Source organism: Streptomyces anulatus, assembly GCF_000721175.1.
Taxonomy (GTDB): Bacteria; Actinomycetota; Actinomycetes; order Streptomycetales; family Streptomycetaceae; genus Streptomyces; species Streptomyces anulatus_C.
Window position 1 is genome coordinate 46,611 of the sequence record NZ_JOEZ01000022.1, and the last position, 20,493, is coordinate 67,103.

General features: G+C 72.4%; 16 protein-coding genes and 1 pseudogene. 7 read left to right on the forward strand and 10 right to left on the reverse strand.

Going from position 1 to position 20,493, the window contains the following annotated elements; genetic code table 11:
• Nucleotides 1–43 precede the first annotated feature (43 nt).
• Entirely contained in the window at nt 44–2,428 is a 2,385-nt protein-coding gene (locus IG90_RS40825; protein WP_157846349.1) for a DUF6571 family protein, read from the reverse strand.
• 380 nt (nt 2,429–2,808) lie between these two features.
• Between IG90_RS40825 and IG90_RS46125 the strand changes: the two are divergent.
• Together IG90_RS46125 and IG90_RS46725 are read left to right on the forward strand one after the other, a co-directional pair.
• Nucleotides 2,809–3,015, forward strand: a pseudogene (locus IG90_RS46125) (DUF1996 domain-containing protein); the annotation flags it as partial.
• 127 nt (nt 3,016–3,142) lie between these two features.
• A complete protein-coding gene (locus tag IG90_RS46725) occupies nt 3,143–3,487 on the forward strand; it encodes a substrate-binding domain-containing protein (protein WP_411572645.1) in 345 nt (114 codons plus the stop codon).
• Between the two features lie 38 nt (nt 3,488–3,525).
• Here the strand turns inward: IG90_RS46725 and IG90_RS0125290 are convergent, their stop codons facing one another.
• Nucleotides 3,526–5,700: a phage holin family protein gene (locus IG90_RS0125290; protein ID WP_030588901.1), complete on the reverse strand. Its 2,175-nt coding sequence runs from the start codon at nt 5,698–5,700 to the stop codon at nt 3,526–3,528.
• Between the two features lie 247 nt (nt 5,701–5,947).
• Here IG90_RS0125290 and IG90_RS0125295 point away from each other — a divergent pair, with 247 nt between their 5' ends.
• Together IG90_RS0125295 and IG90_RS0125300 are read left to right on the forward strand one after the other, a co-directional pair.
• Nucleotides 5,948–6,730 (forward strand): MBL fold metallo-hydrolase, encoded by a 783-nt coding sequence (locus IG90_RS0125295; RefSeq protein ID WP_030588904.1) that lies wholly within the window; start codon nt 5,948–5,950, stop codon nt 6,728–6,730.
• Nucleotides 6,727–7,377 carry a DedA family protein gene (locus IG90_RS0125300; protein WP_030588907.1) on the forward strand — a complete coding sequence of 217 codons (651 nt, stop codon included), beginning with the start codon at nt 6,727–6,729 and terminating at the stop codon, nt 7,375–7,377. Before IG90_RS0125295 ends, IG90_RS0125300 begins: the two co-directional genes overlap by 4 nt.
• Before the next feature lie 29 nt (nt 7,378–7,406).
• On the opposite strand, the gene IG90_RS0125305 is transcribed toward IG90_RS0125300, so the two are convergent.
• On the reverse strand, nt 7,407–8,639 hold the full coding sequence (locus IG90_RS0125305; RefSeq protein WP_030588911.1) for an aminotransferase class I/II-fold pyridoxal phosphate-dependent enzyme: 1,233 nt from the start codon (nt 8,637–8,639) through the stop codon (nt 7,407–7,409).
• Nucleotides 8,640–8,950: 311 nt separating this feature from the next.
• Here IG90_RS0125305 and IG90_RS0125310 point away from each other — a divergent pair, with 311 nt between their 5' ends.
• The gene (locus IG90_RS0125310; protein WP_030588914.1) at nt 8,951–10,456 is read left to right on the forward strand and encodes a bifunctional phosphatase PAP2/diacylglycerol kinase family protein; all 1,506 of its coding nucleotides are present in this window, start codon (nt 8,951–8,953) and stop codon (nt 10,454–10,456) included.
• A gap of 120 nt (nt 10,457–10,576) precedes the next feature.
• Nucleotides 10,577–11,386, forward strand: a complete 810-nt coding sequence (locus IG90_RS0125315) for a methyltransferase domain-containing protein (RefSeq protein WP_030588916.1) — start codon at nt 10,577–10,579, stop codon at nt 11,384–11,386.
• A 16-nt stretch (nt 11,387–11,402) separates the two neighbouring features.
• Here the strand turns inward: IG90_RS0125315 and IG90_RS0125320 are convergent, their stop codons facing one another.
• Nucleotides 11,403–11,894, reverse strand: coding sequence for a GNAT family N-acetyltransferase (locus IG90_RS0125320; RefSeq protein ID WP_030588919.1), 492 nt, complete (start codon nt 11,892–11,894; stop codon nt 11,403–11,405).
• A gap of 97 nt (nt 11,895–11,991) precedes the next feature.
• Between IG90_RS0125320 and IG90_RS0125325 the strand changes: the two genes are divergently transcribed.
• Nucleotides 11,992–12,345 carry a VOC family protein gene (locus IG90_RS0125325; protein ID WP_030588922.1) on the forward strand — a complete coding sequence of 118 codons (354 nt, stop codon included), beginning with the start codon at nt 11,992–11,994 and terminating at the stop codon, nt 12,343–12,345.
• 348 nt (nt 12,346–12,693) lie between these two features.
• On the opposite strand, the gene IG90_RS0125330 is transcribed toward IG90_RS0125325, so the two are convergent.
• The 6 genes from IG90_RS0125330 to IG90_RS0125355 all read right to left on the reverse strand — a co-directional run bounded on the left by IG90_RS0125330 (nt 12,694) and on the right by IG90_RS0125355 (nt 20,277).
• Nucleotides 12,694–12,933, reverse strand: coding sequence for a LapA family protein (locus IG90_RS0125330; protein ID WP_030588925.1), 240 nt, complete (start codon nt 12,931–12,933; stop codon nt 12,694–12,696).
• Nucleotides 12,934–13,071: 138 nt separating this feature from the next.
• Nucleotides 13,072–14,838: a CocE/NonD family hydrolase gene (locus IG90_RS0125335; protein WP_030588928.1), complete on the reverse strand. Its 1,767-nt coding sequence runs from the start codon at nt 14,836–14,838 to the stop codon at nt 13,072–13,074.
• 232 nt (nt 14,839–15,070) lie between these two features.
• A complete protein-coding gene (locus IG90_RS0125340; protein WP_030588931.1) occupies nt 15,071–16,030 on the reverse strand; it encodes a S66 peptidase family protein in 960 nt (319 codons plus the stop codon).
• Nucleotides 16,027–18,042: a S9 family peptidase gene (locus tag IG90_RS0125345; RefSeq protein WP_030588933.1), complete on the reverse strand. Its 2,016-nt coding sequence runs from the start codon at nt 18,040–18,042 to the stop codon at nt 16,027–16,029. Before IG90_RS0125345 ends, IG90_RS0125340 begins: the two co-directional genes overlap by 4 nt.
• Nucleotides 18,043–18,107: 65 nt before the next feature.
• A complete protein-coding gene (locus IG90_RS0125350) occupies nt 18,108–19,451 on the reverse strand; it encodes a M20/M25/M40 family metallo-hydrolase (RefSeq protein WP_030588935.1) in 1,344 nt (447 codons plus the stop codon).
• On the reverse strand, nt 19,444–20,277 hold the full coding sequence (locus IG90_RS0125355; RefSeq protein ID WP_030588939.1) for a M55 family metallopeptidase: 834 nt from the start codon (nt 20,275–20,277) through the stop codon (nt 19,444–19,446). Before IG90_RS0125355 ends, IG90_RS0125350 begins: the two co-directional genes overlap by 8 nt.
• Between the last annotated feature and the right edge of the window lie 216 nt (nt 20,278–20,493).

Here is a 20,493-nt window from a genome sequence, read left to right on the forward strand (position 1 = left end):
GTGTGTACCGACGAGACTTCCTATGCACCCACATATGATCAAATCAGCCGTTCTCTCCAGTGGAGCCCTGGGCGCTCCCCAGACCCCGCCGGTAGGCATTTCCGGCCTCCACGTCGATGTTCCCCATGCGGTTACGCGAATCAATGATGTAATCGTCAGGAACGCCCACCTCCATGGCCCGCTCACCGAGCATTCTTCGCAGCCGAGGATATCCGTTCTTCGCGTAGTCTTCGATCAATTCTTCCTTCGTGGCGTTGGTCGCATCGTTATTGAGCGCCTCGGCATGCTTCCCCGTACCAATGTCGACCAAGCGCTGCAAACTGTCGCCAATTACTGGTATTCCGGTCACTGGGGCACCGTATGCGTGATACTTGTACACCTTCTCCCAGTTATTCTCAGTTATCTCACTGTCCCGCGCGTCCACCAGCATATCGGCGCGAATCTCGTCAAGTGTCCCCATGACTTCTCCAGCGTCTCTGACAGTACCGATAGCCTGATCGGAGTCACCGGTCGGCGTCTTCATGAAGTCGCCCTTTCCGAGTGTGTCGATTCGCTCAGCAATATGGCCCATCTGGGAGTCGTGGACCATCCGGAAGGCCCCGCCGTCTTCCGAGACCGCGCGAATGAACTGATTCATCGCTTCCGTGCTGACATCGACACCGTTCGGGCGCGTTGAGAACGCGGGGTCCGAGTAGTCGACCTGCGCACTGAGGAGGTTATGGACGTCCCCTGGGTAGTACGCAAGCGCGTTGCCCATATTAACCCGGATATTCGCCGGAATGGCGCCCTGGTCGATCTTGGCGATCTCCGCGTAGGACTTCACGACGTCTTCAAGTACGCGAACCTGCGCTTCACTGTGCTTCGTGAATCCGTCCGGTGCCTGGCTGCCGGGGACGTTACCGGTCATAGCAGCTTCCAGGGCCGCACCGAAGCCAACGCGGTTGTCCGCGTCCTCGGTGTCGCCCTTGGGGATCAGGGCGCCATCCTTGTGACTCGTTCCATATTCATTGACGACGTTCCAGTCGCGCTCGGTCTGCAGATATTCCAAGCGGTCCTTGCCGAACTTATGGTCGCCATCGGAGTAGGCCTGCGGGTCGAAGTAGGCCGTGGCCGCGTCAGGATTCTTGCTCATGACACCGAGCAGGCCATCCATGGGATCGTTGGCGAACCAGCCGGACGTCTTGCCCCCGTTCCGCACGTCGAACTTGTGGTCCAGGTCCCAGACATCCTTATTGCCTCCTTGAGCGGGATCCTCGGCCGCTCGAATGGAGTCCGCCAGATCATGAAGGAAGGGGCCGCTGTAGTCGCCGCCGTTCTGCATCAGAGTGACCAGGGTCTGGTAGCCAAGTGCTTTCTGATCGACTCCGGACAACCGGTTCACGTTGGTGACCTGACTGTCGAACTCCTTGGTCCCGTTGCTCTTGACGTCGTCGAGCCACGCGTTGTAGAAATTCGAGTCCGGGTTCTTCGCCCACTCCCCACGCTTGTTCTTCCAGTCGGCCAACTCCTGGGCGTACTCTCTCGAGCCCATCGCCAGGACCTTGCCGTCCTTCTTGAACTCCGGCACCCGCGTGGCGCTGGCGATCGCGGCCGACAGGCCACGCTCGATACCCAAGTACGTCTGCATGGCCTTCTTGTCGGTGTAGTACGCGAGGTCGTTCAGCCTGTTTCCGAGCTTGATGGTCCCCTCGACGCCAATGCTGTTGAGGAAGGTCTGACTGAAGGCCTTGTCCTGCGCGTTGTCGCGCATGGACCGGTTGAACTCCGCGTACTCAGCGGCCGAAACCTTCTCTCCGCCGTTGATCTTCAGGGCTGTCTCTGTGGTGCTGATCACCTCGTATTGCTCGATATCACTCAACGCCCCGGCGTTGAAACCGTTGAGCTGATCGTCCGCGCCCTTGCCGAAGGCATCCTTGTTACTGTCGACGGCTACAGCTTCCAGGGCTATCTTGACGCCATGGTCCGCATCGTCGAAGGCCTGCACGAGGGTCTTGATGCGATTAGCCATGGCCGTGATCCGCTTGTTCAGAGCGACGACAGCCTCGGGGTGATCCCTCAGATACATCCGGTCCTGGCCGGTGAGCTTGCTCTCGTCGTGGCTCACCGTGCCACGGGAGTCAACGTGCAAGCCGTCCTCGACCGCATCCGCACGAGCCGATTCGATCCTCTTCTTGAGGTCGACGAACTGCGTGTGGGCATCGCGGAGGAGCGCGGCGATGGCCTTGGCCTGAATCTGGGCAGCGGCGTATTCGTACCGTGTACCGGCGAAGTTGATGCGGCCAGAGCTGGCACTGGCACCTGACCACGTCGATTCCACAGTGATGTTCCGGACGGTTGCCTCGTAATGGGTCGCGACCTTCTTGATCTCACCCGCCATGGCTTCCCACTTGTCGGCTGCAGCGGTGAGTCGCCCGAAGTCCGTGGTCATGACCTCGTGATACGTCAGCACGATTTACCCCCTCGTTCTGCCTTCAGTTGTTGCTTCCTCGCCGCCGCGGCGACTCGATCCGTGGTCCGGCGGCGGGACGCATCCCCCCTTCGCAGCGCACCGGGTGTCAGGCCTGCCGCCCTCGTCCATTCAGCGGCCGTCGCCCGCCGAGGCGAACCCAACCCGACGCCTGTGCGACATCCAGGGATCAGCACCATTACACCGCACGCCCCCCGGACCTCCCCGCCGGGCCTCCACGCCGAGTGACACCGCGTCGGCCGCAAGGTCGACGGCGTCCAGGCCCGCCGACTCCCGCTACGGCCTCCTCCATCCTGCCGGGGTCCTCTCGGCCTACGCCCACTTCCCCGACCAGGAGTGCCGTGCTCTTCCGGCATCGACGTCACCCCGACCGCCGCAGCCAACGATCCCTGCCGCCCTGGCGGTACAGAATCGCCGGGCTCGCCGCGGCGGCCCTCGCGCTTTCCTTCCTCCAGGCCGACGCGGGCAACGCGGCGGCCGACCGGGCGGCCGCCGCCGCCGATGTGGTGCGGGTGGCCGAGTTGCTCGGGGAGTGCCTGTACACCCACACCTCATGCCCAGCTGCTGACGCTCGCCGCCGACCCCTCGGCCGAGCCGCAGGTACGCGCCTTCACCGTCCGGCTGCGCAGCGGGCAGGAAGCCGAACGCGACTGTCTGCGGCCTCCGTTGACCCGGATGGCGCCGCCTCAGACCGATGTGCACGCGGGGCACGAAGTGACCAGCACGGTGACCGAACGGGACCTGGACGGGGTGTTCATCGCCTCTGACCTGATGGTGCTGGGCACGCTCCCTGTCCTGCTCCGGGCCGGGAGCGGCGTGCCGTCCGATGTGGCGGTGGCCGGCTTCGACGACAACAGCGCGGCGACCGCCTGCGACCCACCCCTGACCACGGTCCGGCAGCCGGTGGAGAAGATGGCGGCGGAGACGGCCCGGTTGCTGCGGAAGCAGATCGGCGAGCCGGGCGGCCCCTCGCCCTGCGTGCTCTTCCAACCGGCGCTGGTACGGCGGCAGTCGGCCTGAGCCGGCGACGGCGGCCTGTCCGGGGTCCGGCCGGTGGGTCAGGTCGTCGTTCCCGGCGCGTCCGGCACCGGAGCCTCTCCCGGGGACGGCTCGTCCGCCAGGTCTGCCCCGGCGGGGCCCTCGGCCCGGACCGGTATCTGGGGGCCGGAGGACTCCTGGAGCCAGCGGGTCAGCACCCGGTGCACCGCCTCGGCGCCCACCAGCCCGCCGCCCGGCGGCACGGGCGCGCCCTCCGCGGTCTCGGCGGCCACGATGTCGAGCGGGTCCGTCAGTCCGCGCGGCCACAGCAGGAACGGCCGGGACTGTTCGCCGCCGAGGCCGCCGTGCGAACCGATCTGCTCCTCGAAGGCGTGCACGGTCCCGGTGACGGGGTCGTACATGGAGTTGACCATGACGTCGGCGACGTGCGGGAAGGTGTCGGTGCGCCGTACGGCCGCGGCCGCCCCGACGCCGAAGACCGCGAGCGGGCCCTCGCCGTCCGTCAGTCCGGCGACGGGGACCTCGGCCCCACCGGGCCCGAGCACCACCGATCCGTGCTCCCCGCGGACGAGGAGGAAGCCGATTCCCGGGTGGTTGGCGAGCGTGGAGAGCAGCGCCGGGTGGCGGCGTTCTATCTGTTCGCGGGAGGCGCGGCCCTGGATGTCCGGGAAGGAGATCAGCCCCAGGTTGCCGGAGGCCAGCACGATCGGGTCGGAGAGCTTGGCCGGGTGCTCGGCCTCCTGCCCCTCGACGGGGCGGTGCAGCGCGATCCGCACCGCGTCACGGGCCTCGGATGCGCTGCCGGTGCGCTGGGCCCGGCGCGGCACGGGCAGCCCGCAGCCCGCCCGGACGAGGTCCTTGAGCGTGAGCCCGTACTTCCCCGCGAACGTCTCGCCGGGACTCTGGCCGTGGTCGGAGAGAACCACGATCCGGTAGGCGCGCGGGGTGTGGTCGGCGATCTTGGCGATCAGAGCGAGGGAGCGGTCGAGGCGTTCGAGGACCTTCTCCGCGTCGCGGCTGTGCGGGCCGGAGTGGTGGGCGACCTCGTCGTAGGCGACGAGGTCGGCGTAGACGGCGGTGCGTCCGGCGAACATGTCGCCGAGGACTGCGGCGGCGACCACATCGCGCTCCACGACGGTGGCGAAGGCGCGGATGAAGGGGTAGAGCCCGCCGCGCTTGATTCGCGGCGTGACCTTCCGGGCGCGGGCCCGGGTCGACTCGCCGATCTCGCGGAGGACCTCGGCGACGAAGGAGAGCGCGGTACGGGTGGCGTTGGCCGGGTCGGAGAAGTAGGCGAAGTATCCGGCGCGGGAGCGGCGGCCCTTGCCGCGCCGGGCGGCCATGGAGAGCACCAGGGCCAGCTGTCCGGCGCCGCCGCTGAAGAGGTTGCCGCGGCTCGCGCCGTCGACGGTGAGCAGGCCCCCGTCGCGGGTGTGCGCGATGGCCCGGCGCTGCATTTCGAGGGCGCTCGCGGGGCGGCTGGAGACCATGACCGTACGGGTCTCCTTCTCGTACCAGCGGAACGCGGGCACGTCGTGGTTGCTGCCGTGCAGGATGGCGAGCTGGCTGGCGCCGGTCTGGCTGGACCAGTCGGTGCGCCAGGGGGTGAGCCGGTGTCCGGAGGAGTCGGCGAGCCAGCCGGCGACGGTCGGCATGAGCCCGTCGGCGGCCGCGTTCACCAGGACGTCGTGGCCGACGCCGTCGAGCTGGAGGAAGACGGTGCCGGGCGGTCCGTCGCGGCCGGGTTCCGGCGGGCCCGGGGAGCGGCCGCGTCTGCGGCGCCGGTCGGCCAGCCGGGACAGCCGGCGGCGGTAGGCCTCGTCGTCGCGGACGGCGAGGGCGGTGGAAGTGGCGGAGGCGACGGCGGACATGACGGCGGCGACGACGACCGCGGTCTCCGGCGCGGCGTCCCCGCGCCCGTCCGGGATGAGGCGCAGCGCCATCAGCAGCAGCGAGCCGTTGAGGAAGAAGACCAGGGCGCCGAGGACGAGCGCGGGCACGATGAGCAGGGACCGTACGAGAACGGGCCAGACCAGTGCGGAGAGCAGGCCGAAGGCTCCCGCGCCCCAGGCGGCGGTGAAGGCGGTCCTGGTGATGGTGTCGCCGTCGTCGGACTGGAGCTGGAAGTCGGGCAGGATGCCGGCGAGCGCGAGCATGGTGAGGGTGGACACCGCCCAGACCGCGATCACCCGCATCAGGGCCCTGCCCGCCGTACGCCACTTCCCGTCACCCACGCCGGTCCACCTCACGCCCTCTCCGCCCCCCGGGTCCGGTCGTCCGGGACCCGCCCTTCAGCTTTTCACAGCGTCGGTCCCGGTCAGCGGCTTCCGGGACGACCGGCCAAGGGGCGGCGGGACGGTACGGGGGGCGCATAGGCTCGTAGCGGGAACGCACCCGGGCACGGGCCGCGCGGGCCGCGCCGGAGCACGTGGTCGCGGGGGTCCGGCGGAGTCCGGGCGGGGATCGAGCGAGGAGGCGGACGTGCCGGTGGAGGTCACCTGGTGGGGTCATGCCACCTGCACGATCGAGGACTCGGGGGTGCGGGTGCTGACCGACCCCCTGTTCGTACGGCGCTTCGCGCATCTGCGCCGCCGCCGGGGCGAGGTGCCGCCGCCGCAGGCCGCGGTCGCGGAGGTGGTGCTGGTCTCCCATCTGCACTCCGACCATCTGCATCTGCCGTCGCTGGCCCGGCTGTCCCCCGGCAGCCGGCTGATCGTGCCGAGCGGCGCGGTGGCGGCGGTGCCGGGACTGCGGGCGCTGCGCCGGATGCGGCAGCTGCACGTCACCGAGGTGAGGCCGGGCGACACGGTGCGGGCCGGCGAGGTGCGGGTGCGGGCCGTTCCCGCGCTGCACGACGGGCGGCGGCTGCCGGTCGGGCCGCACCGCGCGCCCGCGCTCGGCTATGTGGTCGAGGGCGAGGCCCGGACGTACTTCGCCGGGGACACCGGGCTCTTCGACGGGATGGCCGACGCGGTGGGGCCGGTGGACCTGGCGCTGCTGCCGGTGGGCGGCTGGGGGCCCTACCTCGGGCACGGTCATCTGGACCCGGCCCGTGCCGCCGAGGCCCTGACGCGTCTCGCACCGCGGTCGGCGGTGCCGGTGCACTACGGCACGTACTGGCCGATCGGGCTGGACGGGGTGCGTCCGCACGAGTTCCACGCGCCGGGCGACGAGTTCGTACGGCAGGCGGCGAAGCGGGCGCCCGAGGTGACGGTGCACCTGCTGGGGCACGGCGAACGGGCCCGTCCGGAGGCCGGCCGGTGATCCAGGAGATACAGCAGGTGGTGCGGGAGCTGCCCACCGAGTCGACCCAGCAGGCGGTCGGATACCCGACGCTGTTCGCACTGGTGGCGCTGGGGGCGTTGGTGCCCGTGGTGCCGACGGGGGCGCTGGTGAGTACGGCGGCGGTGGTGGCGTTCCACCAGACGTCGCCGTTCGCCCTGCTCTTCGTGTTCGTGGTGGCGTCGGCCGCCGCGTTCCTCGGGGACGTCTGTCTGTACTGGCTGGGTCAGCGCGGGGTCCGGTCGAGGAACGGCTCGAAGTGGCTGGAGGCGATAACCCGCCGGGCCCCGCCGGAGCGGCTGGCCCAGGCGCGGGCGAGGCTGGACGAGCGCGGCGGGACGGTGCTGGTGCTGTCCCGGCTGGTGCCGGCCGGGCGGATCCCGGTGATGCTGGCGTGTCTGCTGGGCCGGATGCCGTTGCGGCGGTTCGCCCGAGGCGATGTTCCGGCGTGCCTGGCCTGGGCGGCGACGTACCAGTTGATCGGGATCCTGGGCGGTTCGCTGTTCCCTGAGCCGTGGCAGGGGGTGGTCGCGGCGGTGGCCCTGACGCTGCTGATCAGCGGGGCTCCGGCGGTGTGGCGCAGGCTGCGGTCGCGGTTCGGCCCGGGGACGGGCGACGCGACGGGGTGAACGCCGCGGCCGGACGACCCTGGCCGTGCTCAGCGCAGCGCTCCGAACACCGCCGCGAAGCCGTCCAGCGCCTGCGCCACATGGGCGAGCTCCAGGGGCTTCGCCGCGGTGAGGGACTCCGTCTGCTGCTGCGGCGTCGCCCCGAGCAGCGGGCCGGTGCCCAGGCGTACGCGCAGGGCGCCGAGCTCGTCCCCGAAGCGGTGTCCGCCCGGGGCCGGTGCGCCGAGCCGGTCGGTGAGGTACTCCTCCAGCTCCATGGAGTCCGTGACGCCCAGCTCCGCCAGCCGGGAGCGCAGCGGGCCGAGGTCGGCGTAGAGGTGGCGGCCCGCCTGCGGGGGGCGGGCCAGCGCGCCGGAACCGAGGACCACACGGTGGGCGGCGGCGGCGACCTGCGCCTGGAGCGCCGCGGCCCGCCGGATCCGGTCGCGTACGGAATCCGCCTCCCCCAGCGCGTGGGCGGCCGCGTGGGCGACCGGAGCCGCGACGAGAGCGCCCAGCGCGGTGAGGATGTCCAGGGTGCGGGCGTGCCGGACGGCTGCCCGGGCGGTGTCCGGGAAGCGGGCGACGGCGACCGGCCAGGCGGCGGGCGCGAGGGCTCCGGCCAGGTCGCCGATGACCGTGACGTCGTCCGGGCACATCTCGGCGGGGCTGAGGAGGACGGTGTCGCGGGGCCGGTGCACGGTGTCGCGCCAGGTCTCGTCGCTGATGATGTGCAGCCCTTCGCCGATCGCCGCCTCGCAGGCCTCGCGGACCAGCTCGGGCGGTGCGACGGTGGCCGTGGGGTCGTCCACGACGGACAGCAGCAGCAGCTTCGGCCGGCCGCCCTCCGCCCGGACCCGGCGGACGGTCTCCAGCAGGGCGTACGGGTCGGGGACGCCGCCGCATTCGGCCGGGGTCGGCACCTGGTAGGCGGGCCGGCCCAGCAGCCGGGCCTGCGGCATCCAGGCGGCCGGGCAGGGGCGCGGCATGAGGACGTCGCCGCCGTGTGCGCCGATCAGGGCCAGGAGGAGCGGCTGGGCGCCGGGGGCGGCGGCGATGCTGCCCGCCGTGCCGTGCAGCCCGCGCCGGTCCCAGTAGCCGCGGGCCGCCTCGCGCAGGACCGGACCCCCGCCGGGAGGCTCAGGGCGGGTCCGGGCGGATGCGGCGGCGAGGACGGCGGCCAGTTCGGGGAGGACCGGGAGGCCGGGGTCGGGGGCGGGCGGCCCGTAGCGGACGGGGCCGTGGTCCTCGTGTGCGGGTGCGTGGTCCTCGGTCCCGTGCATCCGGCCCTCCTCCGCCGCTCGTCACTCACCGTCGCCGTACGCCCGCCCGGTCATCGGGTCCGGGTCCGGGCCGGTGGCCTCCGACTTCTCCACGTCCGCGTCCGCCGGCTTCGTCGTCGCGGCCCCTGGCTCCTTCGGTCACGGCCCCTGGCTTCTTTATACGGAGGTTCCGGGCGGCCCGCCCGCCCGATCGCGCACCCGCGCCGGCGGCCGTCACCACATGGGCTGTTCCGCCGGTCGGTGGCGGCACGTAACCGTGGTCTCAGCGCGCCTGCTGGTTCAGCGTGGCCCGGCCGGGTATTCGCTGAGCCATGTCCACACCGAGAACCTCATCCGCCGCCCCCGCCGCCGACCGGTTGCGCGGCTGGCTGCAAGGACGGGACCTGGCCGTCTTCCGGAGCGTCGCGGACCGGCACTGGCCGGGCGCCGATCCGCTGCTCCCCGGACTGAGCCGGAGCGCCAACCACGGGCTGCTCTGGTTCGGGGCGGCGGCCGGGATCGCGGCCCTCGGCAGCAGTGCGCGCTCCCGGCGGGCCGCGCTGCGCGGGGTGGCGTCCCTCGCCGTGGCCTCGGCGGCGATCAACACGGTCGGCAAGCGGGCGGTGCGCCGCGAGCGGCCGATCGTGGACCTGGTGCCGGTGGTGCGGCAGCTCAAGCGGCAGCCGATCACCACCTCCTTCCCTTCCGGCCACGCCGCGTCGGCCGCGGCCTTCGCCACCGGGGTGGCCCTGGAGTCCAGGGGCTGGGGCGCGGTCGTGGCCCCGCTCGCGGTGGCCGTGGCCGCCTCCCGGGTCTACACCGGCGTCCACTATCCGGGCGATGTGCTGGCGGGCGCGGCGCTCGGTGTGGGAGCCGCGTTCGCCCTGCGCGGGGTGGTGCCCACCCGGGGCCAGCTGCCCGCTCCCGGCCGCCCGCCCGGCGAGGCCCCGGCGCTGCCCGCCGGGAAGGACCTCGTCGTGGTGGTGAACCAGGAGTCGGGCACGGCCGCCGCGACCGCGTCGCTGGTGCGCGAGGCGCTGCCCGCGGCGGAGGTGGTGGAGGTGCCTCCCGAGGAGCTGTCGGCGGCTCTGGACCGGGCGGCGGGCCGGGGCCGGGCGCTGGGGGTCTGCGGCGGCGACGGCACGGTGAACCTGGCGGCCTCCGTGGCGGCGACGCGCGGGATGCCGCTGGCGGTCTTCCCCGGCGGCACGCTCAACCACTTCGCCTACGACCTGGGCATCGAGACCGTCCACGACACCGCCACCGCCCTCACCGCGGGCGATGCGATCCGGGTGGACCTCGGCCGCTTCCGGCCGGGACCGAAGGGCCCGGACGGGGCGGACGGCCATTTCCTCAACGCCTTCTCGCTGGGCGCCTACCCGGACCTGGTGCGCACCCGGGAACACTGGTCACCGCGGATCGGCGGCTGGCCCGCGGGCGTCCTCGCGGCGTTCCACGTACTGCGCGGCCAGCGGCCGCTGGAGGCCGAACTGCAGGGCCGCAGGCGTCCGTTGTGGCTGGTCTTCGTCGGCAACGGGCTCTTCCAGCGGGTGGGCCCCGCCCCGGGCCGCCGCCACAACCTGGCGGACGGTCTGCTGGACGTCCGGGTGGTGCACGGCGGGCGGGGGCCCGCGCTGCGCCTGCTGGCGGCCGCGGTGGCGGGACCGCTGACCCGCTCTCCCGCCCATGCCGCGGTGCGGCGGCGCCGGGTGCGGATCGGTGGCCTCGCACCGGGGACGCCGTACGCGTACGACGGTGAAGTGGCCCACTCCGGCACGGAACTGATGATCGACAAGCTGCCGGAGGCGCTGACCGTCTACTGCCCGATGCCGGTCTGACACCCCAGGACCACTCGTCCGCATCGCAAGACACCCATCTCACCATCCGACATGTCGGCGTACGGTTGTTCCTGTCGCCGCGCCTGCCGGCGCGAGGTTTTCGGGAGAGGACGTAACGCCATGCCGAAGGAGACCGCCGTGTACACGCACGGCCACCACGAGTCGGTCCTGCGCTCGCACCGCTGGCGGACCGCCGCCAACTCGGCGGCGTATCTCCTCGACGAACTCCACCCCGGTCTGGCGGTGTTGGACGTGGGTTGCGGCCCCGGAACCATCACCGCCGATCTGGCCGCGCTGGTCGCGCCGGGCCGGGTCACCGCGGTGGACACCACCACCGGCATCCTCGGCCAGGCCGCCGCGGTGGCGGCCGAACGAGGCCTGGAAAACGTCGAGTTCGCGGTGGCCGACGTCCACGCCCTGGATTTCCCCGACGACTCGTTCGACGTGGTCCACGCCCACCAGGTACTCCAGCACGTGGGCGACCCGGTCCAGGCGCTGCGCGAGATGCGGCGCGTCTGCCGTCCCGGCGGTGTGGTCGCGGCGCGCGACAGCGACTACGCGGCGATGACCTGGTATCCGGAGGCTCCCGGTCTCGACCGGTGGCTGAACGTGTACGGCCGGGTGGCCCGCGGCAACGGCGGCGAGCCCGACGCCGGCCGCAGGCTCCTGTCGTGGGCGCGGCGGGCCGGGTTCACCGACATCACCCCGACCGCGGCCGCCTGGTGTTTCGCCACCCCGGAGAGCCGCTCCTGGTGGAGCGGTCTGTGGGCGGACCGTACGACGGACTCGGTCTACGCGGAGCTGGCCGTCCGGGGCGGCCATGCGAGCGCCGAGCAGCTCACGGCCATCGCCGGGGCGTGGCGCTCCTGGGGCGAGGAGGGTGACGGCTGGTTCATGGTCCCGCACGGCGAGGTGCTCTGCCGGACGTGACGTCAGCCGGCCCTCATCAGGGGCGGTGCCATTCCATGATGTGACCGGTCGCCCGGAACCGCTCGTTGCCCGCGAGCTTCCCGGTCCTCGTCTCGACGACCACGAAGCCCGCGCTCTCGTAGAGGGCGCGGGCGCTGTCGTTCCCGGCCAGGACCGTGCACTCGATCCCGGCGGAGTCGGCGGCCTCCAGGGCATGGCTCAGCAGGATCCGTCCGATCCCCTGACGGTAGCGGGCCGGGTCGACGTACAGCCAGGTGAGCTCCGCGTCCGCGTACGCGGCGAAGCCGGCGACCACCGGCTCGGAGCCGTTCCGCACCTCGGCCACCCAGAGCGCCCCGTCGAACAGCCCCTCCCCCTCGTACGTCTCGGCCAGCGTGAGGAAGGCGTCCACGCCGACGGAGGCGCGCAGCTCGTCCAGGCGCGCGGCGTCGTGGATGCGGGCGATCGCGTCCCAGTCCTCACGCCGGTAGGCCCGCACGGTGACCTCTGATGGCGAAAGTCGTTCCATGGGAACGACCCTGGCACCGCCCCCGGACCGGAGCAAGAGGATTTCGGCGGACCCGAATCGATCACGCCCGCGGCGGCCGCCAACTACCCTCGTACACATGGAGATCCTCGGAACCACGCTGCGTATCTGCGTCGACGACCTGGAGGCCTCGGTGGCCTTCTACGAGGGGCTGACGGGCACGTCCGCCCTGCGCTTCGAGCGCGGTGGGGTGTCGGTGGCCGCGATCGGCTGCTTCCTGTTGATGAGCGGGCCGGAGTCGGAGCTGGAGGTGTTGCGCAAGGTGGGTGCGACCATCGCCGTCAAGGACGTCGACGAGGCGAACGCGGCGCTGACCCGGGCGGGCGCGCGCGTCATCGCGGGGCCGGTGCCGACCCCGGCGGGCCGCAACCTCATCGCCCTGCACCCGGACGGCTCGGTCTTCGAGTACGTGGACCGCAACGTCACCGTCTGACCGGCCGCCCGGGGCACGTCGATCACTCCTGGGGCGGGCCCCTGCGCGAGCTGTGGGCGTCCGGCAGCGGCCGTCGCTGACGGACGCCCACAGCTCGCCGGGGATTCCGGCCCCTTCACGCGGACCGGCGACCTCGAACCCGGCGTCGAAGACCTCGCGGGCCGCCTCGGTGCCTCCCGGCTGGTGGCAGCCCGGGACGGTGCCGGGGGCCGGGGGGCCGCGGCCCGAGGCTGGACGGGGCGTCGCGGACCACGATCGTACGCATGCGGCCCGTGCTCGCCGCAGCGGGCCGTGGCCCCCAAGCGGATTCGTGGGAGCCCGCGAAGCGGCCGGGGCGCGGGCTCCTCGTCACTTCCCCCGGCGGCGGAAGAGGTAGCCGCCGCAGCCGAGGCCGATGAGGAACATGGCCAGCAGGGCGAACCAGAGGGGCATCGTCACCTCGGGGATCAGCACCCGGATGGTGACCTCGTTCGTGTTCACGCAGATGAACACGATGACGAGCACGACCAGCACACCGACCACGATGCGCCCCGGAGTGAGCCACCCCTTGGCCCTCGCGGTACCGCTCGATACGTCCCTGGGGCTCATGGTCCGGCCCTTCCGCTCGCTCCTCGCCGTCCGGCCCGCCGACGTGCGCGCGACCGCCCCCGGGATGCCAGCATGTCCGGCGGCCGGGTTCGGGGGGCGGTCCTGTACGGCCGTTCGGGTGAACGGGAGTGCCGGGCGTCAGCCGGACGGGACCACCGGGAGCTCCAGTACGCCGGTGTCCTCGGGGGCGTGGACGACGGTGACGGGCTTGATGCCCCGGTTGCCGAAGTACGCGGTGTCGCTGGCGGCGATCACGAACTCCAGACGGTGCCCCGTTCCGTACCGGTGGACGATGCCGGGCAGCTCCACCGTGAAGGGCCGGGTGACGTCGGGGACCCGGACCGGGGAGACGAGCCGGTTCACCAGCGTACGGCTGCCGTCCGGCGCGACGTCGTAGACCTTGGCGAACAGGACGAGCTTGTCGGAGGCGTCGCCGCTGTTCTGGACCCGTTCCGCCTTCGGGGAGAGCACCTTCAGGGTGGCCTTCGGCGCGCCGACGACGTCGAGGGGTGCGGTGAGGGGTTCGCTGCGCCAGCCGAGGTAGGTGCCCCTGGTGTCGTACGGCTCGGGGTCGGGCAGTCCGATCAGCGGGGCGACGGAGCTCTCGGAGTGGCTGGTGGGCACGAGCTGGTTGGTGTACCGGCGGCTGCCGCGCGCCACCTTCGCCCGGTTGTCGACGAGTTTGCCGTCGCCGGAGAGGTACAGGGACTGCGAGAGGGCGGGGACGCCGGCGGCCGAGCCGTAGCCGCTCCGCCAGGCGCGGTAGTAGGAGAAGGCGGGTCCGGTGTCGGTGTCCGTCTTCTTGTGGAGGTAGCGGTCGAACCAGGCCAGGACCCGCTGTCCGACGTGGCTGGTCTCCAGATCGCCCTGGCTCAGGTCGAGTTCGCCGGGGACCAGGCCGCCGCTGTGCCCCCAGGACTGCCAGATCATCTTCGTCTCGGTGCCCTGCGCCTTGAGCGTCCGGTAGGTGGCGGTGGCCTCGTTGAGGTTGAACAGGCTGTCCGCCTGGCCCTGGACGATGAGGGTGGGGGCCTTGACCCGGTCGAGGTAGGAGACGGGCGAGACGCTGCGGGCGTAGGCGAGCATCTCCTCGGCCTTGTCGGCGGGGTAGCGGCCCGAGTTCAGCAGCCGGATGGTCTCGCAGGCTCGGGTGGCGAAGTGCAGGCAGTCCAGCCGGTTGATCCGGGACGGGTCCAGGCTCGGGTTGAGGAGTGGCTGGCCTTCGCCGATCAGGTAGAAGCCGTTGGTCCACTGCCACTTGAAGACGCCGGGGGTGCCGGGAGTGCCGGGAGTGCCGGAGGTGCGCGCCCCGGTGTTGTTGGGGGCGAGTGCGTAGCCGAGGTCGTTCCAGGTGATCAGCGGGACGAGGGCGTCGACGCGGGGGTCGACGGCGGCGGTGGCCAGCTGGATCGCGCCGCCGTAGGAGCCGCCGATCATGCCGACGCGCGGGTCGCCGTCGGCGTCCTGGGTGACGTAGTCGGCCTTGGTCCCGTCGTCGGCCGCGCGGACTCCCCCGAGGAAGTCGAGCAGTTCGGTCGCGGCCCTGCCGTCGATCCCGGGGTCGTCGAGGGTGATCAGGCAGCCGGACTTCCCGAAGCCGAGGCCGGAGTAGACGAGCCCGACGTAGCCACGCTCGGCGAAGGCCTCGCCGATGACGTCGGTGGTGCCGTCGGACTTGCTGCCGCCGAAGCCGTTGGTCGCGAGGACGGCGGGGGCGGGGCGGTCCGCGTCGGTCCCGGCGGGCCGGTAGAGATCGGCGTCCACCGTGCAGGTGCGGTCGCCCGCCTCGACGGTGAACGTCAGCGGGGTGACGGTGTACGGATCCGCCTCGGCGTGGGCCGGGCCGGCGAGGACGAGGGGGGCGACGAGGGCCGCCCCGGCGACCGCGACGAGCGGGCCGCGCACTCTGGAAACAGCACCTGACACGAAGACCTCCACACCGAGGACACCCTACCGACCGGTAAGTGTTGGGCCGCGCTCCTGCTGTGACGCAGCTCATTGCCGTGTCAACGTATCGGTAAGCGGTTCTTGACGGACGTTCACGTTCCGCGCGCGAACGCCACATCCGGATGCCCGCGCGGACAGCGGCGCGGGCACGGACGCGGCGGCGGATACGGGTGGGGCGGCCGAGGAGGGCTCAGCGCAGGGCGGGGGTCTCGACGGTCAGCGTGCAACGCCCGCCGTCCGCCGGTGCGTCGAGCACCCCGGGCACGCCCAGGGGGATCGTCAGCGCGGTCGGGCCGTGGCCGAAGCCCAGTTCCTCGACCACGGGTATGCCCAGCGGGCCGAGCCGGTCGGCGAGCACGGCGCGGACCTTCTCGTACGGTCCGCACTCCTGCCAGGAGCCGCAGGCCACACCGGCGGCCCCGTCCAGGGCTCCGGACCGCAGCAGCCGGGTGAGGAATCCGTCGAGCCGGTAGGGCTCCTCCCCCGTGTCCTCGATCACCAGCAGTCCGCCGCGGGTACGGGTCCTGCCGCCCGGGGTGCCGGTGTCGGAGGCGAGCAGGCTGACGCACCCGCCGTACAGGATGCCCCGCGCCCGGCCCGGGACCAGGGCCCCGGCCGATTCCAGGCCGAGGGTGCGGACGGTCTCGGGTTCGAAGAGCGTGGCGCGCAGGTGCTCACGGGTCGTCGCGTCCTTCAGGAACGTCTCGGTGGCGACCATCGGCCCGTGCAGGGTCGCGAACCCGGCCCGCAGGGCGAAAGCCTCGTGCAGAACCGTGATGTCGCTGTAGCCGACGAACGCCTTGGGCCCGGCGGCCCGGACCGCCGCCCAGTCGACCAGGTCGACCATCCGGTGCGCGCCGTATCCTCCCCGGGCGCACAGCACGGCCTCCACCAACGGGTCGCACCACGCCTCCTGGAGGTCCGCCGCACGGTCCGCGTCCGCACCGGCGAGGTAGTCCAACTCCGGGTGTGCGTCACGGACATGGGGGCCGACGACGGGTTCGAGGCCCCAGTCGCGCAGGACGGCGAGACCCTCCTCCAGCCGGTCGGCGGGCACGGGGCCGCTGGGTGCGACGACGGCGACCCGGGAGCCGGGGCGCAGCCGGGGCGGCCGGGCGAGGGTCGCCGGGTCATGGCCCTCACGGGTCACGTGGTCAGCTCCAGGGTCGGCACGTCGGGCCGCTGAAAACCGAACGTCTGCGCGTAGAGGGAGAGTTCGGCCTCCAGTGCGCGGACCAGAGTCTCCACGCGCCGGAAGCCGTGGCTCTCCCCCTCGAAGGCGATATAGGCGTGGGGGATGCCCCGGCCGGCGAGTGCGGCGAGGAACCGCTCGCTCTGGACGGGCGGGCAGATCACGTCGTCCAGGCCCTGGAGCAGCACGAACGGGGTGTTCAGCCGGTCGGTGCGGTGGATCGGTGAGCGTTCGCGGTAGCGCTCGGGCACCTCGGCGAACGGGCCGACGAGGGACTCCAGGTACTGCGACTCGAAGTCGTGGGTCTCGTCCGTGGCCCACCCTTCGAGATCCAGGATCGGGTAGAGGATCGTCCCGCAGGCGTACAGGTCGGTGGAGGTCAGCGAGGCGGCGGTGGTCCAGCCGCCCGCGCTGCCGCCCCGGATCGCGAGCCTGTCCGGGTCGGCGGCGCCCTCCTCGACCAGGGCCGAGGCCACGGCCGCGCAGTCGGCGACGTCGACCACGCCCCACTGGCCGCGCAGCCGTTCGCGGTAGCCGCGGCCGTAGCCGGTGGAGCCGCCGTAGTTGACGTCGGCCACGCCGATGCCGCGCGAGGTGAAGTAGGCGGTCTCCAGGTCGAGGACGAGCGGGGTGTGGCCGGTGGGCCCGCCGTGCGCCCGGACGACGTACGGCGGTTTCTCGCCCTCGGGGCCGGTGCAGTGGGGATTGCGCGGCGGATAGATGTGGGCGTGGACCTCACGGCCGTCGGGGCCGGTGAAGGTGCGGTCCTCGGGCACCGGGTAGTACGCGGGGTCGACCGCGTCGTGGTGGGGTGCGCCGATGGTGCGGGTGTGCCCGGTCGCGGTGTCCAGCTCGATAATCTCGGCGCCGCTGCGGGGACTCGCCGCGACGCCGACGACCCGGGAGCCGTGGACGGCGAGCGTGTCGGCCCAGGCGGTCCGGGGGCCCGGTACGTCGGCGAGTTCGCCGGTCTCCGGGTCCAGGATGCCGAGCCGCATGCCGCCCCTGCCGTGCAGGACGGCGATCAGCCCGTTGTCCAGGGGGTGGAACCAGCGCAGCCCGATCTTCCAGAGCGGCCCGCCGAACTCCTCGCCCCGGGGCGGCAGGAGGCGGCTGCTGGGGACGACACCGCCCGCGACGGTGTCGGGGCGGATGCGCTGGAGCTCCCACCAGCCGGAGAGGTCGGAGACGAACAGGAGGCTGCCGTCGCGGTCCCACTCCACCTGGCAGACCGATTCGTCGAGGTCGCCCACGAGGGGCCGCAGGCCGGTGAACTCACCCGCGTCGGTGATGTCGGCCAGCATGACCACCGTGCCGTCCCACGGCATCCGGGGGTGGTCCCAGGCGATCCAGGCCGCCCGCCGCCCGTCGTGGGAGACCTTGGGCCCGGTGACGAACCGGTGCCGGTCGTCGGAGAGTTCACGGACCGCCGAACGGTCGTCGGCCGCCGAGCCGTCCAGCGGTACGGCGGCGACCACGCGCCGCACGTCGGTGGGCGCGGGTCCGGTGAACTCCTCCAGGACGCACCAGACTTCGCCCGCCGCCCCGCGCTCCGGGCGCAGCTGCGGGTCCACCCAGCGCAGCCCGCCGCCGACGTCCGACACGGGGGTGAGCGGCCACGGCTCGTCCGGCCCGTCGGGGGCGTAGGCGTACAGCCGCTGGTCGGTGAAGTGGACGAACACCACGAGGAGTTCGCCGTTCTCGCGCACCGTGCCGGCCCAGGGCTGCCCGCCGTACTCGATCACCCGGCTGCGGGCGTTCCAGGGGGCGGGCAGCACGGGGGCGGTGGTGCCGTCGGCGCGGCGGCGCATCAGGGCGCGCCGACCGCCCTCGGCGGGGCGCGGCTCGGTCCACCACACCTCGTCCCCGACGATGCCGAGGTGGTCGGGGCGGCCGTCGTACGAGGCGGCGAGCGCCGCGTCGATCGGCGACGGCCAGGTTCCGTACGGTGCTGCTGGCACGGTGCTCACGTAGGTCGGTCCCCCCGGGGCGCGGATCGGTCGGCAGGCGGTCAGGCGGTCAGGCGGTCAGGCGGTCAGGCGGTGCGCAGGTAGTGGTCGAGGACGCGGACGCCGAAGTGGAGGGCGTCGACGGGGACGCGCTCGTCGACGCCGTGGAAGAGCCGCTGGTAGTCGAAGCCGACGGGGAGCTTCAGCGGGGTGAAGCCGTAGCCGGTGATGCCGAGGCGGGAGAACTGCTTGGCGTCGGTGCCGCCCGACATGCAGTACGGGACGGTGTGCGCGTCCGGGTCGAACCGCTCGACGGCGGCGCGCAGCTTGGCGTACGTCGGTGAGTCGACGGGGGCCTGGAGGGCCGTCTCGCGGTGGTAGAACTCCCAGGAGACCGAGGGTCCGGTGAGCCGGTCCAGGGTCGCGTGGAACTCGTCGTCGCCGCCGGGGACCGTGCGCCCGTCGATGAAGGCGGCGGCGTGCCCGGGAATGACGTTGACCTTGTAACCGGCGTTCAGCATCGTCGGGTTGCTGCTGTTGCGGATGGTGCTCTCGACGAGGGACGCGGCCGGTCCGAGCTTGCCGATGAGCTGGGCGACGTCGAAGCCGGGTTCGTCGAGGTCGACGGTGATGCCGTGCAGGGCGGCGATCTCGGTGATCGCGGCCCGGACGGTCGGGGTGAGGCGGATGGGCCACTCGTACTCGCCGATCCGCGCGACGGCGGCGGCCAGGGTGCTCACCGCGTTCTCCCGGTTGACCTTGGAGCCGTGCCCGGCCCGGCCCTCGGCGGTCAGCTTCAGCCAGCCGGTGCCGCGTTCGCCCGCCGCGATCGGGTAGAGCGAGAGACCGTCACCCGCGTGGAAGGTGAAGGCCCCGGACTCGCTGATGCCCTCCGTGCAGCCCTCGAACAGTTCGGGGTGCTGATCGGCGAGGAAGCCGGAGCCGTCGGCGGCGCTGTCCTCCTCGTCGGCGGTGTAGGCGATGACGATGTCGCGCCGGGGGCGGAACCCCTCGCGGGCCCAGCCCCGTACGACGGCGAGGACCATCGCGTCCATGTTCTTCATGTCGACGGCGCCCCTCCCCCACACGACCCCGTCGCGCACCTCGCCGGAGAAGGGGTGCACGCTCCAGTCGGCGGGCTCGGCGGGCACCACGTCGAGGTGGCCGTGGACGAGCAGCGCGTCGGCCGACGGGTCGGTGCCGGGGATCCGGGCGACCACATTGGTCCGGCCGGGGGTGCGCTCCAGCAGCGTCGGTTCGATTCCGGTGTCGGCGAGCCGCTCCGCGACGTACTCGGCGGCCGGGCGCTCCCGGCAGTCGCCGCCGCCCCGGTTGGTGGTGTCGATGCGGATCAGTTCGGAAGTGAACGTCACCACCTCGTCGAGCGCCTGCCGGTCGACGGGTCCGAGCAGGTCGGGGGCCTCAGCCATACTGTTCCTCCACAGCGGCCGACACGATCGTCGTCACCGCCTTGAACGTGCGAATACCTTCGTACATCGTCGCGCTGGTGTACGCGACGCGCCTCTCGCCGCTCGGCGCCACGCCGGGGACGACGGTGGCCGCGGCCGCCAGATGTTCGGCGTCGAACTCCAGCTCCACGGTGAACGTGGAGCCGGTGACGGGCTCCCGCCGGCCCGCGAGCACGGTGGCCGCTTTCGCCGCCGCCCGGATGTCGGCGGCGGTACGGGCGGGGGTGCGGCACACCGCGGCGTAACGGGAGACGTGGTCCTTGACGGCGACCTTGCGGGCGTCGGGGGCGTATCCCTCGGCGTCCACGCAGGTCAGGTCGTCGCCGGTGACGAGGACGACGGGCACCCCGTACTCGGCGGCGACGTGTGCGTTGAGCAGGCCCTCGCTCGCGCGGGTTCCGTCGAGCCAGACTCCGGTGATGGAGTTGGCGAGGTAGGTGTGGGCGAGGACGCCCTCCGTGCCGGCCCCGGTGTGGTAGCCGACGAAGGCCACCGCGTCCACGTCGCCGTGCTGGATGCCCTCCACCATGGACAGCGACTTGTGCTTGCCGGTGAGCATCTGGACCCGTTCGTCCATGTGCTCCAGCAGCAGATTGCGCATCGACCAGTGGGCCTCGTTGACCAGGACCTCGTCGGCGCCGCCGTCGTAGAAGCCGAGCGCCGCCGCGTTCACGTCCGAGGTGAACATCGACCGGCAGCGCTCCCACTGCGGAGTCCCCGGCAGCACGTCGGCCGGCCAGGTCACTCCGGTGGCGCCTTCCATGTCCGCGCTGATGAGGATCTTCATGCCGCCACACCGTACGCGCCGTGAGCGGCGCGGGCCAGGGAGGGGCGGCCCGTCAGAGGTCCAGTCCGCCGAAGGTCCCTCCGGTGGTCCTCGTGCGGTCCCTCCGGTGGCCCCCCTCCGACCGCCCCCGTACGCCTCCCGGGTCCTGCCCCGGCCCGGCGGGCGCGCCTGCCCCGCGACGACCGCCGCGCAGGAGCGGGCCCGGGGCCGGATCGA

Bases quoted from the DNA above. Each gene is read 5' to 3' on its own strand.
- IG90_RS0125310 (WP_030588914.1), top strand. From the start codon at position 8,951: ATGTCCACACCGAGAACCTCATCCGCCGCCCCCGCCGCCGACCGGTTG.
- IG90_RS0125315 (WP_030588916.1), top strand. From the start codon at position 10,577: ATGCCGAAGGAGACCGCCGTGTACACGCACGGCCACCACGAGTCGGTC.
- IG90_RS0125355 (WP_030588939.1), bottom strand. From the start codon at position 20,277: ATGAAGATCCTCATCAGCGCGGACATGGAAGGCGCCACCGGAGTGACC.
- IG90_RS0125330 (WP_030588925.1), bottom strand. From the start codon at position 12,933: ATGAGCCCCAGGGACGTATCGAGCGGTACCGCGAGGGCCAAGGGGTGG.
- IG90_RS0125305 (WP_030588911.1), bottom strand. From the start codon at position 8,639: ATGCACGGGACCGAGGACCACGCACCCGCACACGAGGACCACGGCCCC.
- IG90_RS40825 (WP_157846349.1), bottom strand. From the start codon at position 2,428: ATGACCACGGACTTCGGGCGACTCACCGCTGCAGCCGACAAGTGGGAA.
- IG90_RS0125350 (WP_030588935.1), bottom strand. From the start codon at position 19,451: ATGGCTGAGGCCCCCGACCTGCTCGGACCCGTCGACCGGCAGGCGCTC.
- IG90_RS0125320 (WP_030588919.1), bottom strand. From the start codon at position 11,894: ATGGAACGACTTTCGCCATCAGAGGTCACCGTGCGGGCCTACCGGCGT.
- IG90_RS46725 (WP_411572645.1), top strand. From the start codon at position 3,143: ATGGCGCCGCCTCAGACCGATGTGCACGCGGGGCACGAAGTGACCAGC.
- IG90_RS0125325 (WP_030588922.1), top strand. From the start codon at position 11,992: ATGGAGATCCTCGGAACCACGCTGCGTATCTGCGTCGACGACCTGGAG.